The organism is Pseudomonas sp. KK4 (genome assembly GCF_001984065.1).
In the GTDB taxonomy this organism is placed as follows: Bacteria; Pseudomonadota; Gammaproteobacteria; order Pseudomonadales; family Pseudomonadaceae; genus Aquipseudomonas.
Map to the genome: position 1 here is coordinate 25,620 of NZ_LYVP01000006.1, position 15,743 is coordinate 41,362.

At 62.3% G+C, this 15,743-nt stretch carries 16 protein-coding genes and 1 other RNA gene; 5 read left to right on the top strand and 12 right to left on the bottom strand.

Annotation, left to right across the window (positions count from 1 at the left end; all coding sequences use genetic code 11):
* Window positions 1–41: 41 nt before the first annotated feature.
* From gcvP to B0W55_RS03925, 10 genes are all read right to left on the bottom strand, one after another.
* Window positions 42–2,915, bottom strand: a complete 2,874-nt coding sequence (gcvP, locus tag B0W55_RS03880) for an aminomethyl-transferring glycine dehydrogenase (RefSeq protein WP_077044707.1) — start codon at window positions 2,913–2,915, stop codon at window positions 42–44.
* A gap of 253 nt (window positions 2,916–3,168) precedes the next feature.
* Entirely contained in the window at window positions 3,169–3,552 is a 384-nt protein-coding gene (gene gcvH, locus B0W55_RS03885) for a glycine cleavage system protein GcvH (RefSeq protein WP_077044708.1), read from the bottom strand.
* A gap of 48 nt (window positions 3,553–3,600) precedes the next feature.
* Entirely contained in the window at window positions 3,601–4,683 is a 1,083-nt protein-coding gene (gene gcvT, locus B0W55_RS03890; RefSeq protein ID WP_077044709.1) for a glycine cleavage system aminomethyltransferase GcvT, read from the bottom strand.
* Window positions 4,684–4,839: 156 nt separating this feature from the next.
* Complete coding sequence (locus B0W55_RS03895) at window positions 4,840–6,456, bottom strand: iron ABC transporter permease (RefSeq protein WP_077044710.1); 1,617 nt, start codon at window positions 6,454–6,456, stop codon at window positions 4,840–4,842.
* A gap of 197 nt (window positions 6,457–6,653) precedes the next feature.
* Window positions 6,654–7,658 (bottom strand): extracellular solute-binding protein, encoded by a 1,005-nt coding sequence (locus B0W55_RS03900; RefSeq protein ID WP_077044711.1) that lies wholly within the window; start codon window positions 7,656–7,658, stop codon window positions 6,654–6,656.
* A gap of 219 nt (window positions 7,659–7,877) precedes the next feature.
* Complete coding sequence (locus B0W55_RS03905; protein WP_175645466.1) at window positions 7,878–9,095, bottom strand: 2-octaprenyl-3-methyl-6-methoxy-1,4-benzoquinol hydroxylase; 1,218 nt, start codon at window positions 9,093–9,095, stop codon at window positions 7,878–7,880.
* A gap of 9 nt (window positions 9,096–9,104) precedes the next feature.
* Window positions 9,105–9,590 (bottom strand): DUF4442 domain-containing protein, encoded by a 486-nt coding sequence (locus tag B0W55_RS03910; protein ID WP_077044713.1) that lies wholly within the window; start codon window positions 9,588–9,590, stop codon window positions 9,105–9,107.
* A complete protein-coding gene (gene ubiH, locus B0W55_RS03915; protein WP_077044714.1) occupies window positions 9,583–10,770 on the bottom strand; it encodes a 2-octaprenyl-6-methoxyphenyl hydroxylase in 1,188 nt (395 codons plus the stop codon). The genes B0W55_RS03910 and ubiH overlap by 8 nt, the downstream gene beginning before the upstream one ends.
* On the bottom strand, window positions 10,767–12,101 hold the full coding sequence (gene pepP / locus B0W55_RS03920; RefSeq protein WP_077044715.1) for a Xaa-Pro aminopeptidase: 1,335 nt from the start codon (window positions 12,099–12,101) through the stop codon (window positions 10,767–10,769). The genes ubiH and pepP overlap by 4 nt, the downstream gene beginning before the upstream one ends.
* 26 nt (window positions 12,102–12,127) lie before the next feature.
* Window positions 12,128–12,688, bottom strand: coding sequence for a YecA family protein (locus tag B0W55_RS03925; protein WP_077044716.1), 561 nt, complete (start codon window positions 12,686–12,688; stop codon window positions 12,128–12,130).
* A 192-nt stretch (window positions 12,689–12,880) separates the two neighbouring features.
* Here B0W55_RS03925 and B0W55_RS03930 point away from each other — a divergent pair, with 192 nt between their 5' ends.
* The 4 genes from B0W55_RS03930 (at window position 12,881) to B0W55_RS03945 (ending at window position 14,316) form a co-directional block, all read left to right on the top strand.
* Entirely contained in the window at window positions 12,881–13,090 is a 210-nt protein-coding gene (locus B0W55_RS03930) for a TIGR02449 family protein (protein WP_007982902.1), read from the top strand.
* On the top strand, window positions 13,087–13,404 hold the full coding sequence (locus B0W55_RS03935; protein ID WP_077044717.1) for a cell division protein ZapA: 318 nt from the start codon (window positions 13,087–13,089) through the stop codon (window positions 13,402–13,404). The genes B0W55_RS03930 and B0W55_RS03935 overlap by 4 nt, the downstream gene beginning before the upstream one ends.
* Window positions 13,405–13,434: 30 nt before the next feature.
* Window positions 13,435–13,613: non-coding RNA, 6S RNA (gene ssrS / locus B0W55_RS03940), on the top strand.
* Between the two features lie 85 nt (window positions 13,614–13,698).
* Entirely contained in the window at window positions 13,699–14,316 is a 618-nt protein-coding gene (locus B0W55_RS03945; RefSeq protein ID WP_077044718.1) for a 5-formyltetrahydrofolate cyclo-ligase, read from the top strand.
* Between the two features lie 24 nt (window positions 14,317–14,340).
* On the opposite strand, the gene B0W55_RS30710 is transcribed toward B0W55_RS03945, so the two are convergent.
* Window positions 14,341–14,496: a hypothetical protein gene (locus B0W55_RS30710; protein ID WP_008048702.1), complete on the bottom strand. Its 156-nt coding sequence runs from the start codon at window positions 14,494–14,496 to the stop codon at window positions 14,341–14,343.
* A gap of 195 nt (window positions 14,497–14,691) precedes the next feature.
* Here B0W55_RS30710 and B0W55_RS03950 point away from each other — a divergent pair, with 195 nt between their 5' ends.
* Window positions 14,692–15,144 (top strand): EVE domain-containing protein, encoded by a 453-nt coding sequence (locus tag B0W55_RS03950; RefSeq protein ID WP_077044719.1) that lies wholly within the window; start codon window positions 14,692–14,694, stop codon window positions 15,142–15,144.
* A gap of 143 nt (window positions 15,145–15,287) precedes the next feature.
* Here B0W55_RS03950 and B0W55_RS03955 read toward each other — a convergent pair whose 3' ends face one another.
* Window positions 15,288–15,695, bottom strand: a complete 408-nt coding sequence (locus B0W55_RS03955; protein WP_077044720.1) for a flagellar basal body-associated protein FliL — start codon at window positions 15,693–15,695, stop codon at window positions 15,288–15,290.
* Window positions 15,696–15,743 lie beyond the last annotated feature (48 nt).

Below are 15,743 nucleotides of genomic sequence, written 5' to 3' on the forward strand. Positions count from 1 at the left end.
AGCAAGCCCGCTCCCACATTGGGTTTGAGTCATCCGCCAGCTCAGCGGTAGTCATCCACCGGCACACAGGCGCAAAACAGGTTCCGATCGCCGTAGACGTTGTCCACCCGATTCACCGCCGGCCAATATTTGTGCGCCCGGGTGTGGGCATCCGGCGTCACCGCTTGTTCGATGCTGTAGGGCCGCTCCCAGATCCCGGTAATGTCCGCCAGCGTGTGAGGCGCACGCTTGAGGGGGTTGTCCTCGGCCGGCCAGTTGCCATTCTGCACTTCGGTGATCTCCGCGCGGATGCTCAGCATCGCGCCGATGAACCGGTCGAGCTCGGCCTTCGATTCACTTTCGGTGGGTTCGACCATCAGGGTTCCCGGCACTGGAAAGGACATGGTCGGCGCATGGAAGCCGTAGTCCATCAGGCGCTTGGCGACATCTTCCTCGGTGATGCCGGTCAGGGCTTTAAGGGGACGCAGATCGAGAATGCATTCGTGGGCCACCCGTTCGTTGCGCCCGGTATAGAGCACCGCAAACGCCCCGGACAAATGCCGCGCCAGGTAATTCGCAGCGAGGATCGCCACTTCGCTGGCGTCCGCCAGTTGCGGGCCCATCATGGCGATGTACATCCAACTGATCGGCAGGATGCTGGCGCTGCCCCAGGGCGCGGCGCTGACGGCACCATTGTGCGACAGCGGCCCGTCGATCGGCACCACCGGGTGGTTGGCCACGAACGGCGCCAGGTGCGCGCGCACGCCAATCGGCCCCATGCCCGGCCCACCGCCGCCATGGGGAATGCAGAAGGTCTTGTGCAGGTTCATGTGCGACACATCGGCACCGATGTCCGCCGGCCGGGCAAGGCCCACCTGGGCATTGAGGTTGGCGCCGTCCATGTACACCTGGCCGCCATGACTGTGGATAACTTCGCAGATCTCGCTGATGCCCTCCTCGTACACACCATGGGTAGAGGGATAAGTCGCCATCAGGCACGAGAGTTTGTCGCCGGCCTGCGCGGCCTTGTCCTTGAGGTCGTCCAGATCGACGTTGCCCGCCTCGTCACACTCGACGATCACTACGCGCATCCCGGCCATCTGCGCCGAGGCCGGGTTGGTGCCGTGGGCCGACGATGGAATCAGGCAGATGTCACGCCCACCCTGCTGGCGGCTTTCGTGGTATTTGCGGATCGCCAGCAACCCCGCGTACTCGCCCTGGGCACCGGAGTTGGGCTGCATGCAGATCGCGTCGAAACCGGTGATCGCGCAGAGCCACCGCTCCAACTCTTCGATCATGGCTGTATAGCCGGCTGCCTGTTCTCTCGGTGCAAAGGGGTGCAGGTTGGCGAACTGCGGCCAGGTGATCGGGATCATCTCGGCGGTAGCGTTGAGCTTCATGGTGCACGAGCCCAGCGGGATCATTGATTGGTTGAGCGCCAGGTCCTTGTTTTCCAGCTGCTTGAGGTAACGCAGCATTTCGGTTTCGCTGTGATGGGAGCTGAACACCGGATGACGCAGGTAGGGCGAAGTGCGTGCCAGCACAGTGGGAATGCCATCAACCAGGGTTTCGGCATCCAGTTCATCGACGTTGAGCCCATGATCGGCGCCCAGAAACACATCGAACAACTTGGCCACGGTAGCTTCGTCGCAGGTTTCGTCGAGGCTCAACCCCAGTCGTCCGCGACCCAGAATCCGTAGATTGATCTGCGCGGCCTGGGCGCTTTCGATAATCGCGGTCTGGGTGCCGCCGACCTCCAGGGTCAGGGTATCGAAGAAGTGCCGGTTCAGGCGCGTGATGCCTTTGCGCTCAAGCCCGGCGGCGAGGATGCAGGTCAGTCGGTGCACGCGTTGGGCGATGCGTTTGAGACCTTCCGGGCCGTGATAGACCGCATAGAAACTGGCGATGTTGGCCAGCAGCACTTGTGCGGTGCAGATGTTCGAGTTGGCCTTTTCCCGCCGGATATGTTGCTCGCGGGTTTGCAGGGCCATGCGCAAGGCGACGTTGCCACGGGCGTCCTTCGACACGCCGATGATCCTTCCGGGGATTGCACGCTTGAACTCGTCGCGGCTGGCGAAAAACGCCGCGTGGGGGCCGCCGTAGCCCATGGGCACGCCGAAGCGCTGGGACGAGCCGAACACCACGTCGGCGCCCAGCTCCCCCGGCGGCGTCAGCAACAGCAGGCTCAGCAAGTCAGTGGCGACACACGCCAGGGCTTGCTGGGCATGCAGGTGATCGATCAGCGGGCGCAGGTCGCGGATCTCGCCGTGGGTGTCGGGATACTGCAGCAGTGCGCCGAACACCTGGTGCTGTTTCAAGTTATCCACAGCGTCGATGATCAGCTCGTAGCCGAAACCCTCGGCGCGGGTCTGCACCACGGAAATGGTTTGCGGATGGCAGTTTTCATCGACGAAGAACAGATTGCTTTTCGACTTGGCGACCCGTTTGGCCAGGGCCATGGCTTCGGCGGCCGCCGTTGCCTCATCCAGCAGCGAGGCGTTGGCCAGTTCCAGGCCTGTGAGGTCGATGGTCAATTGCTGGAAATTGAGCAGTGCTTCGAGCCGGCCTTGGGCGATTTCCGGTTGATAGGGCGTGTAGGCGGTGTACCAACCGGGATTTTCCAGCACGTTGCGCAGAATCACACCGGGGGTGAGCGTACCGTGATAGCCCATGCCGATCAGGCTGGTCCAGACCTGGTTCTGCTCGGCGTAGCCTCGCAGCTTTGCCAGCGCCGCTTCTTCATCGAGCGCCGGCGGCAGGTCGAGTGCGCGGTTGAGGCGAATGCCCGGCGGCACCGTCTGTTCGATCAGTTCGACCCGGCTGCCCAGGCCAAGGCTGTCGAGCATGGCCTGCTGCTCGGCGGCATCGGGCCCCAGGTGACGGCGGAGAAAGGCATTGGGGTCGCGTAACTGACTCAGGGACGGCAACTGGGACATGACGGGGCTCTCTCTTGACTGGCGCTCAGCGTCGATGCAACACGGTCAAACCAGCATAGCAGCCGGTATCACACACGAACCCCTGTAGGAGCGAGCTCGCTCGCGATGGTCGTCAACGATAACGCTGGGAGCCTGACACCCCCGAGCTACTCTCGGGTTCATCGCCAGCAGGCTCGCTCCTACAGGGTAAGGGGTTTTTGCGCAGGCATGAAAAAGCCCCGACGGGTCGGGGCTTTGGGGTGACGCTTGGGGCTTATTCGCCGATGGCAGCCTTGTAGGCAGCGGCATCGAGCAGCTTGTCCAGGTCAGCGGTGTTGCTTGGCTTGAGCTTGAAGATCCACGAGCCGTACGGGTCGGAGTTCAGCAGTTCCGGCGAAGCACCCAGGTCTTCGTTGATCGCGATCACTTCACCGGCCACCGGCGAATAGATGTCGGACGCCGCTTTAACCGATTCCACCACACCGGACTGGTCGCCGGCGGCGAAGGTTTTACCCACTTCGGTCAATTCGACGAATACCACGTCACCCAGCGCTTCCTGCGCGTGATCGCTAATGCCCACGGTAACGGTGCCGTCGGCTTCCAAACGTGCCCATTCGTGACTTTCGGCAAAACGCAGGTCGGCAGGGATATCGCTCATGTTCTGTGTCCTCAGGAAATTGTCAGCGGTCATTGCCGCCAGAAAAGGTTAGATCAAGGTTTTGCCATGGCGAACGAAGGTCGGCTTGACCACTCGGACCGGGTACCACTTGCCACGGATTTCCACTTCCGCGCGGTCGGCTGTGGCCATCGGCACGCGCGCCAGTGCAATCGACTTGCTAAGCGTAGGAGAGAAACTACCACTGGTGATCTCACCTTCGCCAACATCGGCGATACGAACCACTTGATGGGCGCGTAAAACCCCGCGCTCCTCAAGGACCAGACCGACCAGTTTGTGCTGTACGCCACCACTGCGCTCGGCTTCCAGCGCCGGGCGCCCGATGAACGGGCGGGTGGCCGGTTCCCAGGCGATGCTCCAGGCCATGTTGGAAGCCAGCGGTGAGACGTCTTGATGAATGTCCTGGCCGTAGAGGTTCATGCCTGCTTCGACACGCAGGGTGTCGCGCGCGCCAAGACCGATGGGGGAAATGCCCGCCCCCACCAGATCATTGAAGAAACCAGGCGCCTGATCGGCGGGCAGGATGATTTCCAGGCCGTCTTCGCCGGTGTAACCGGTGCGCGCGATGAACCAGTCGCCGTCGGGGTGGCCTTCGAAGGGTTTGAGCAGTTGAATCAGGTTGCCTCGGCACTGGGTCACCAGTTCGGCGACCTTGTGCCGAGCGTGGGGCCCTTGGATGGCGAGCATCGCCAGTTCGGAGCGCTCGTTCATGCGCACGTCGAAACCATCAAGATGGGCGTGCATCCACGCCAGGTCCTGGTCGCGGGTGGAGGCATTGACCACCAGACGATAACCGTCGTCCAGGCGATAGACGATCATGTCATCGACGATGCCGCCGCGCTCGTTGAGCATGGCGCTGTACAAGGCGCGGCCGGCGCTGTGCAGGCGTTCGACGTCGTTGGCCAGCAAATGCTGGAGCCACTCCCTGGCCTGGGGGCCATCGACGTCGATCACGGTCATGTGGGATACATCGAATACACCGCAATCGCGGCGCACCGCATGGTGTTCCTCGACTTGCGAGCCGTAATGCAGAGGCATATCCCAACCGCCAAAATCGACCATCTTCGCGCCGAGGGCGAGATGAAGGTCATACAGAGGCGTACGCTGTCCCATGGGTTTCTCCTTCCGGGCGTGGCGAAGGTGCGGGCGAGTGCGCTATCGATTGAAAGCCCTGAAATAAAAGGCTTACAGCCGATTTCTACTACCTTGTCTGTCAGACGATCCGCACCGAATGCCGCGCATTGTAGCCGCAAGGTGTAGGACTGACACCTAGCTGTTTCGATGCGCTGAACGTCGGATCAATCCGATGACCGGCAGCAATCCCACCAGAACCAGGCTCAGCGCCGGCAAGGACGCCCTCGCCCACTCGCCCTCGCTGGTCATTTCGAATACCCGAACCGCCAGCGTGTCCCAGCCAAACGGCCGCATCAGCAGGGTCGCGGGCATTTCCTTGAGCACATCGACGAACACCAGCAACGCGGCGCTCAACGATCCGGGCAGCAACAACGGCAGATACACTTTGAAAAACAGTCGCGGCCCACTGACCCCGAGGCTACGTGCCGCTTCGGGCAAAGAGGGCCGTATACGCGCCAGGCTGCTTTCCAGCGGTCCGTACGCCACGGCGACAAAGCGCACCAGATAGGCCAGCAACAACGCCGACAGACTGCCCAGCAGCAAGGGCTTGCCGGCGCCACCGAGCCAGGCGGACATCGGGATGACCCATTCGCGGTCCAGGTAACTGAACGCCAGCATAATCGACACCGCCAGCACCGAACCGGGCAAGGCGTAGCCCATGTTCGACAGGCCGACCCCGGCGCGGATGCCACGGGTCGGTGCCAGCCGCCGGGCGAACGCCAGCACGAGGGCAACGCTGACGGTGATCAGCGCGGCCATGGCGCCCAGGTAAAGGGTGTGGACGATCAGGCTGGTGTAACGCTCATCCAGATCGAAACGCCCACGCTGCCAGAACCACGCCAGCAATTGCAGCATCGGAATGACGAAAGCACAGGCGAACACCAGAACGCACCACCCGGTGGCCAACAACGCCTTGAAGCCATGCAGGTGGTACAGCGCCTTGACTCGCGGCCGTTCGTTGCTCGCCCGATTGCCCCCCCGCGCGCGGTGCTCGCCGTACAGGACCACCATCACCACCAACAGCAGCAGGCTGGCCAGTTGTGCGGCGGTGGACAGGCTGAAGAACCCGTACCAGGTCTTGTAGATCGCCGTGGTGAAGGTATCGAAATTGAACACCGACACCGCGCCGAAATCCGCCAGGGTTTCCATCAACGCCAACGCCACGCCCGCGCCGATGGCGGGCCGCGCCATGGGCATCGCCACCCGCCAGAACGCCTGCCACGGCGACTGCCCCAGCACCCGCGCGGCTTCCATCAGGCCTTTGCCCTGGGCCAGGAACGCGGTGCGTGCCAGCAGGTAGACGTAGGGATAGAACACCAGCACCAGAACCAGAATCACCCCGCCGGTGGAGCGCACGCGGGGCATGCGCAGCCCTGTGCCGAACCATTCGCGCAGCAGGGTTTGCACGGGACCGGCGAAATCCAGCAGGCCGACGAAGACGAAGGCCAGCACGTAGGCGGGAATGGCAAATGGCAGCATCAACGCCCAATCCAGCCAGCGCCTGCCGGGGAATTCGCAGAGGCTGGTGAGCCAGGCCAGGCTCACGCCGATGACGGTCACGCCGATGCCGACACCGAGCACCAGGGTCAAAGTGTTGCCCAGCAGACGCGGCATCTGCGTGGCCCACAGGTGGGACCAGATCTGTTGATCGATGGTTTGCCAGGACAGCAGCAAGACGCTCAGGGGCAGAATGACCAGCGCAGCGATGGCGAAGACCAAGGGATACCAGCGGCGCTGGGCGGGGTGGGCCAAGGGAATTCTCTAAAAAAAGTGAAGCCGACGCAGGTCCGGGTCGGCTTTAAACTGTGGCGAGGGAGCTTGCTCCCGTTCGGCTGCGCAGCAGTCGCGAAGGTAATCGGGGCGCCCAGATGACGGCGCCGGGCGATCAGGGCCGCTTCGCAGCCCAACGGGAGCAAGCTCCCTCGCCACAGGGAAGCCTCAGCCGCAGTTCAGTTCCAGCCAGCGCGATCCATCATGCGAATCGCCTCGGCCTGGCGCTTGCCGGCGACTTCCACCGGCAAGGTATCGGCCACGAACTGGCCCCAGGCGGCCACTTCCGCTGATGGCTTCACGGCGGGGTTGGCCGGGAATTCCTGGTTGACGTCAGCAAAGATCTTTTGTGCTTCAGGGGTGGTCATCCACTCCACCAGGGCCTTGGCCGCCTCCGGGTGCGGGGCGTGTTTGGTCAGGCCGATGCCCGACAGGTTGACGTGTACGCCACGATCCGCCTGGTTTGGCCAGAACAGCTTCACCGGCAGGTCAGGCTTTTGCTTGTGCAAGCGACCGTAGTAGTAGGTGTTGACGATGCCGACATCGCACTGGCCGGCATTGATGGCCTCGAGCACCGCGACGTCGTCGGAGAACACATCGGTGGACAGGTTGCTGACCCAGCCCTTGAGGATTTGCTCGGTCTTCTCGGCGCCGTGGACTTCGATCATGGTGGCGGTCAGGGACTGGTTATAGACTTTCTTCGCCGTGCGCAGGCACAGGCGACCTTCCCAGCTTTTGTCGGCCAGTGCTTCGTAGGTGGTCAGTTCGCCCGGCTTCACCCGATCGGTGGAGTAGGCAATGGTTCGCGCCCGCAGGCTCAGGCCGGTCCAGGCGTGGGAAGCGGCGCGATATTGCAGGGGGATGTTGGCGTCGATGGTTTTCGAGGTGAACGGTTGCAGAATGCCCATCTGCTCGGCTTGCCAGAGGTTACCGGCGTCCACCGTGAGCAGCAGGTCGGCGGTGGCGTTCTCGCCTTCGGCCTTGATGCGCTGCATCAGCGGCGCTTCCTTGTCGGTGATGAACTTGACCTTGACGCCGGTCTTGGCGGTGTAGGCATCGAAGACGGGCTTGATCAGTTCGTCGATACGCGAGGAGTAGACCACCACTTCGTCGGCGGCCTGGGCGGCGGTGCTGCCGATCAGGGTCAGGGCCAGTGCAGTCAGTAGACGCTTGGGTGCCAACATGGGAACGATCTCTCGATTGAAAAATGAGGCCAAATGATAAGGACTCACATTTGCCATCTCAATCGAACACTGTGTGGAGGCGTTACCAGATGTTGCATGGGCGGAAATTGATGGCAAATGTGCCGACGTCTTCGCGAGCAAGCCCGCTCCCACCTTTTGAACGCATTCCAAGGTGGGAGCGGGCTTGCTCGCGAAGAGGCCATCAGCCCCAGCGAAGCTTCAGGCCTTGGCCAGCGCCGGCAATTCCCCGGTCAGCCCCAGCGCCTCGCGCACGAACAGCGCCTTGGCTTCGGGCATCTGGTCAACCAGCTTCAACCCGGCATTACGCAGCCAGCGTACCGGCAACGGATTGGCCTGGAACAAGCGCTCGAATCCCTCCATCGCCGCCATCAGCGCCAGGTTATGGGGCATGCGTCGACGCTCGTAACGGCTGAGCACCTTCACATCCGCCAGGCGCTCGCCCCGGGCGGCAGCCTGCAACAGAACTTCGGCCAACACCGCAGCATCGAGGAACCCCAGGTTCACGCCCTGCCCGGCCAGCGGGTGAATGGTGTGCGCGGCGTCGCCGATCAGCGCCAGGCCCTCGGCCACGTAACGCTTGGCGTGGCGTTGACGCAAGGGTACGCACAGGCGCGGGTCGGCGTTGAGCACGTTGCCCAGTTGGCCCTCGAACGCCCGTTCCAGCGCCTTGCAGAAACCCTCATCGTCCAGCGCCATCAGGTGCTCGGCTTCAGACGGCGTGGTCGACCAGACGATCGAGCACCAATCCTGCTGCCCGTCCCTTTCCAACGGCAGAAACGCCAGCGGGCCGTTATCGGTAAAGCGCTGCCACGCAGTCATTTGATGAGGCTTTGAGCAGCGCACGCTGGTGACGATGGCGTGGTGCAGGTAATCCCATTCCCGCGTCGCCATGCCGGTCAGACGCCGCACCGCCGAGTTGGCGCCATCGGCGGCGATCACCAGCGGCGCACGCAAGGTGCGGCCATCGGCCAGGGTCAGCAACCAGTCGTCGCCGGAGCGGCGCATCTGCTCCAGGCGCGCATTGGCCAGCAGACCGAGGTCACAATCGTGCAAACGATCGAGCAAGGCGTCCTGAACCACGCGGTTTTCGACGATATGGCCCAACACCTCGGCATGCACGCTGGCTGCCGAAAAATGGATCTGCCCGGTGCCGCTGCCGTCCCAGACCTGCATGTCGCTGTATGGGCTGCTGCGGCGACCGGTAATGCCCTCCCAGACGCCCAGGCGCTGGAGAATCCGCTGGCTGGCGATGGACAGCGCGCTCACCCTGGGCTCGAATGGCGCCTGCCCGTCAAAGGGTTTGACGCTCAGGGGGCTGCCGTCCAGCAGCAGGACTTCCAGCCCGCTGTCCTGCAGCGCCAGCGCCAGGGCGCTGCCGACCATTCCGGCCCCGACAATCAGCAGATCTGCGCGCATTTCCATGCTTTAAGCCTGTCTCGCTTGCGGCTTGAGCCGCACGTAAAGGGTTTTTCCGACACGCGCCACCAGGTTGCCAGCGCCGTCGTGAATATCGACCTGCAGTTGCGGCAGGTATTTCTGACCATCCGCCGTCTGCCGGCGGATTTCATCGAGCAGGGTGTCGTCGATGTTGAAGCGGGCAAACACCGGGCCTTTGCCCGGCGCGATGAAGTCGATGTCGGCCGCCTTGTCCCAGACGATGTACTTGTGCCCGAGGTTCTCCATCAGCATCAGCATGAAAAACGGGTCGACCATCGAGTACAGGCTACCGCCGAACTGGGTCCCGACGTAATTGCGGTTGTACCAGCCCAGGCCCATGGACACCTGGACATCGCGAAAATCATCGCTGATGTGCCGAACCCGAACCCCGGCGCCGAGGTACGGCGGGTAAAGGCTCATGAACCCGCGCATCAGCCGCGCCTTGCCAAATCGCCTGATCAGCCACTCAAACATCGGGACGCGTACCCAAACCCATGGCTTGCCGGGCGAACCAGCGCTTGGCCGGCGGCAACAGGTCAAGACCGAGCAGGCCAAGGTTGCGCCCTACGGAAACCAGAGGCTGCGTGCTGCCAAACAGGCGCGTGACCTGATCGGAGAAGCCCACGGTGAGGTTCTGATCCAGTCGCTGGCGTTCGCGGTAGGCTTGCAGCGTGGCGAAGTCCCCCAGCGGTTTTTCGCTGGACAGCAGCGCATCGGCCAGGGCCTGGGCATCGCGCAGGGACAGGTTGAACCCCTGTCCGGCAATCGGATGCAGGCTGTGGGCGGCGTTGCCGAGAATCGCCAGATGCGGTCGCACCTGCTCTTCGGCCTCCACCAGCGACAGCGGGTACAGATGTCGCGCGCCGACTTGTTTCAAGGTGCCCAGTCGATAACCGAATACACCCTGCAATTCGCTGAGAAAACTACGTTCATCGAGGGTTGCCAAACGTTGCGCGTCCATCCCCAATCGCGTCCAGACCAGGGCGCAACGGTTGTCCGGCAAGGGCAGCAACGCCATGGGGCCATCGTCGGTGAATCGCTCGAATGCCATGCCGTTGTGGGCTTCACTGGTTGTGATATTGGCGATCAGCGCACTCTGGTTGTACGGACGCTTCCTGACCCCGATGCCCAGTTGCTCGCGCAGCCCGGAACGGCCGCCATCGGCGAGCACTGCAAGATCACAATCGAGCGTGGTTTCGTCATTGAGCGTCAGCCGATAGCCATCGGTGAGCGGCTCCATGCGCGTGACTTCGGCCGGGCAACGCCAGTGAATCACGTCCTTGTCCAGGCCCTGCCACAGGCATTGGCCGAGCCAGGCGTTTTCCACCACGTAACCCAGGGCCGGGACGCCCTCTTCCATCGCCGACAGGCGCGCCGTGGAAAAACGCCCGCGGTCGGACACGTGAATCTGCTTGATCGGCTCGGCGCGACGGGAGATTTCCTGCCAAACGCCCAGGCGTTGATAGATCTGCCGGGCGCCAAAGGACAAGGCTGTAGAGCGGGCGTCGTAGCTGGGCTGGTAGGTTTCGCCCGGCGCGAAGGGCTCGATCAGCACGATCTTCCAGCCACGGGATTTCGCCCCGGCCTGCAACGCCATCGCCAGGCTCGCGCCCACCAGACCGCCACCGATGATTGCCAGATTGAATCGACTCATGCCGCTTGTGTCCGTGCTTGCGCCATCAGGGCCTCGATCTCGGCCACCGTTTTCGGTACGCCTTTGGTCAATATTTCACAGCCGCTTTTGGTGACGACCACATCGTCCTCGATGCGCACGCCAATGCCGCGCCATTTCTTCGCCACGCTCTGGTTGTCCGGGGCGATGTAGATGCCCGGCTCCACCGTCAGCGCCATGCCGACCTCCAGCACGCGCCATTCGCCGCCGACCCTGTACTCGCCAACGTCATGCACATCCATGCCCAGCCAGTGTCCGGCACGGTGCATGTAGAACGCTTTGTAGGCTTCGCTGGCGATCAGTTCGTCGACGTTGCCCTGCAGCAAACCCAGCTCCACCAGGCCGGTGGTGATGACCCGGACCGTAGCTTCGTGGGCCTGATTCCAGTGCTTGTTTGGCGCGATTTCGGCAAAGGCCGCTTCCTGAGCCGCCAGCACCAGTTCGTAGATCGCCTTCTGCTCTGGCGAATACTTGCCGTTGACCGGCCAGGTGCGGGTGATGTCGCTGGCGTAGCAATCGATCTCGCAACCGGCGTCGATCAATACCAGGTCGCCGTCCTTGAGCACGGCGTCATTCTGCTGGTAATGCAGGATGCAGCTGTTGCGCCCCGCCGCGACGATCGAGCCGTAGGCCGGCATCTTCGCCCCGCCCTTGCGAAACTCGTAATCGAGTTCGGCTTCCAGGCTGAATTCATGCAGCCCGACACGGCTGGCCTGCATCGCACGCACGTGGGCCTGGGCGGAAATCCGCGCCGCCTCGCGCATCACCTTCACTTCCGCCGCCGATTTATACAGGCGCATGTCGTGCAACAGGTGATCCAGGGCAACGTATTCGTTCGGCGGCTGGGCGCCGAGGTTGGCCTTGGAGCGGATCACGTTGATCCACTCCATCAGGTGGCGGTCGAATTCCGGGTTGCTGCCCATGGCCGAATACACCCGGTCGCGGCCTTCGATGAGGCCCGGCAGGATGTCGTCGATGTCAGTGATCGGGAATGCATCGTCGGCGCCGAAGTCGCGAATCGCGCCTTCCTGCCCGGCGCGCAAGCCGTCCCATAACTCGCGCTCAGGGTTGCGTTCGCGGCAGAACAGAATGTATTCGCCGTGCTGGCGGCCCGGGATCAGGACCAGGACCGCCTGGGGCTCGGGAAAACCGCTCAGGTACTGGAAATCGCTGTCCTGGCGGTAGACGTGCTCGACATCACGATTGCGGATCGCTACCGCCGCAGCGGGCAGGATGGCGATGCTGTTGGGTTCCATCTGCGCCATCAGCGCCCTGCGGCGACGGCTGTATTCCGATTTCGGGATATGAATCATGGGCAGATGGCGTTCCCTGGCGTTGATCAGTGCAGCGACGGTTTGGCAGCCGCCGGTTGGTCCGCTTTGCGGGTTTCGGAGAACAGCAACAGCGGTGCGACGCGCAGGTATTCCATGACTTCCATGTAGTCGGTCTCGCCGTCTTCGGACTCTTCCAGGGCGTCTTGCACCTGGGAGATGGCCGCCAGGTCCTGCAACACTTCGGTGGCTTCGGTGCTCAGCATACTGCTGTCACGGCAGTTCAGGCCGAAACCGCTGAGGAAACCCTGGCACCACTCGCCCAGTGCCGCAGCGCGGTCTGCCAGTGGCGCGTCGTCGGTTGGCAGCAACAGCACGACGGTGACGTCTTCGCCAGTGAGCTCGCCCTTGACCATTTCCTGCAGGCCGATCAGGGCCGCGCGAATGTTGTCCTGCGGCTCGCTTTCCAGCAGCTCGGCGGCGTCGATCAGCCAGCCTTCGGCATCGAAGCCGGCGCCGGCGCAACTGCGGCCGAGCAGCAGGCCGTGCAATTCGGCAGGCGAAACGGAGTGACCGCTGGAAGTCAGCAGGGTGGCGAAGGCTTGGTACGGAGAATTCTGAATGGGCATGGGCAGCTAGGCGCCAGACGGCGCTATGTCTAGAATGAAGGCCTTGTATCCTACATCGACTCCTCTGTAGGAGCGAGCTTGCTCGCGATGGTCGTCAACGATAACGCTGGGTCCCGCAGACCCCGCGGCGTTCTCAGGTTCATCGCGAGCAAGCTCGCTCCTACAGTTCGCCCCCATCAGACAGTGAAGACAATGGAAGACACCGACCTGCAAGCGCTGATGGCCAGACTCGAACTGTTGATTACCCGAGTCGAGCAACTTAAGAGCCAGAATGGACTCTTACTAGCTCAGGAAAAGACCTGGCGCGAGGAACGCGCTCACCTCATTGAAAAAAACGAAATCGCCCGGCGTAAGGTCGAATCGATGATTTCGCGCCTCAAGGCCCTGGAGCAAGACTCATGAGTTCAAGCAATAGCGTCACCGTGCAGATCCTCGACAAAGAGTATTCGATCATCTGCCCCCAGGAAGAACGCAGCAACCTGGTGAGCGCCGCCCGTTACCTGGACGGCAAGATGCGTGAAATCCGCAGCAGCGGCAAAGTCATCGGCGCCGATCGCATCGCCGTGATGGCCGCGCTGAACATTACCCACGACCTGTTGCACAAGGCCGAACGCCCGGATATCCAGGCCAGCGGCTCGACCCGCGAGCAGGTGCGCGACCTGCTCGATCGTGTCGATCTGGTGCTGGCCACCGATCCGGACGTCACCAAAGGCTGATTCGCGCCACCGCTTGGGGTATACTCCCTTCACTCCCTGGGGTGCTTGCCAGTTGGCGATGTCCCTGAGCCGATTTGCTATACCCTGGAGGTTGCACGTTGGGCTGGTGTGCATGTCCGCTAGACGGAAAGCCTTAAAGCCTACTGCATCTTCCACCTTGAACTTTCGGGTTCAAGGGCTAAGTCGACAGCGGCACATTCGGGGAGCCTGATTCCAGTCCGATGCCGGTTTGAACACCGGCATCGGCTTTTTTATGGGTACTCCTTACGTATCCATCCTGCTGAAGCCGAATCCATGACCGAACCTGCGCTGCTTCCCCGCCCGCAACTTCGACGCATGCTGCGCAAGGCCCGCCGCGCACTGACCGCCAGTCAGCAGCGCCAGGCCGCGCGCGGGCTATACAGACAATTGGCCCAGCAACCGCTGTTCCGCCGCGCAAAGCACATTTCCCTCTATTTACCTACCGACGGCGAAATCGATCCGCGCCTGCTGCTGCGCGCCGCTCAGCGCCGGGGCAAGGCGACTTATCTGCCGGTGCTCAGCGCATGGCCGCGAACCAAAATGGTGTTCCAGCGCATCCGCCCCGGGGAAAAGCTCAAGCCCAATCGCTTTCGGATTCTGGAACCGCGGCACAATCTTGCCCGTCAACGCAAAGTCTGGGCGCTGGACCTGGTGCTGCTGCCGCTGGTGGGGTTTGATGATGTCGGCGGAAGGCTGGGGATGGGCGGCGGTTTCTATGATCGCAGCCTGTCGTACCTGGCGCGCCGCAAGGACTGGCGCAAACCGACGCTGCTCGGGCTGGCTCATGAATGTCAGAAGGTGCAGCGGCTGGATCAGGCGAGCTGGGATGTTCCGCTTAAGGGAACGGTCACGGACAAGGCCTGGTATTTCGCAGGCCAGACGCCCCTGTAGATCAGAGGCGTCGGCAACGCACGATCAGCGCTTGAAGGCTGTCGACTGTTGTTGCAGTTGGGCGACTTCGACGGGCGCATCGGTCTTGTTCGCCCACAGGCTTTGGGCATAGCCGGTGGTCACGACGCCGAGGCCGAACAAAATAACCAAAATCCATAGTAAATCCGGTTTGCGTTTCATCGACTGCCCCCCAAAGGCATATCTATACGATGACAGCAGCGGTTTCCATATGTAGGCCGTGCAGCAGCGTCAAGCTTTAAAGGCCGGCATTTTGCGACAACGTGAACCTGCACGCAAATGCTGGCGTCAACCGACTGTCGGTTTGTCATAAAATTGCCGGACAACCTGGCCACACACCTCGCAAGGAGCCAAACCATGGCCTATTGGCTGATGAAATCCGAGCCCGATGAACTGTCGATCAAAGGTCTGGAAAAGCTCGGCAGAGCGCGCTGGGACGGGGTTCGCAACTACCAGGCGCGCAATTTTCTGCGGGCCATGGCGGTGGGGGACGAGTTCTTTTTCTATCATTCCAGCTGCCCGGAGCCGGGTATCGCCGGGATCGGCAAGATCGTCGAAGCCGCGTATCCGGACCCGACGGCACTGGAGCCCGAGAGCCACTACTACGATCCAAAGGCCACCGCCGAGAAAAACGCCTGGAGCGCGATCGATGTGGCGCATGCCGAGACGTTTTCCCGGGTGTTGAAGCTGGATTACCTGAAACAGCAGGCTGCGCTGTCGGAGATGCCGTTGGTGCAGAAGGGGTCGAGGTTGTCGGTGATGCCGGTGACAGCTGAGCAGTGGGCGGCGGTGATTGCGCTCAAGCCTTAAGGGTTTGGGCGATATTCAGAATGCCTTCGCGAGCAAGCCCGCTCCCACATTCGATCTGCGGTGAATGCTGATTTTGCATCCGGCGCCGGACCAAGTTGGGAGCGGGCTTGCTCGCGAAGAGGCCCGCACGGACAACGAATGTCTTATTGAATGATGAGGTTGTTGAACAACAGATCCTCGACCACCGGCTTGCCGGTTTCATCATTCATGATCTGCTGGGTCTGCTTCAGCGCTTCCTGACGCAGCTTCTCCTTGGCCTCGACGTTGTTCATCGTCTCGGTGGTCTGCTGGGCAAACAGCGCCACCAGCTGATTGCGGATCAGCGGCTCGTTGGCCTTGACCGCTTTGGTCGCTTCGTCACCGGTCACCCGCAGCGCAATGTCGGCCTTGTACACCTTGAGCTTGGCGGTGCCATCCAGCCCGTAGTTACCCACGAACGGCGGGCTCAGGGTGATGTAGTTAACCTTCGGCGCCGCCTCTTCTTTGGCTTCTTCGGCCATCGCTGCCACAGGCAGTGACAGGGCCAGCATCATCACAATCCACGCTTTCACAATTCGCTCCTTATCCGGTTTGCGGCCTAGCATAACGACCCGCCGCTC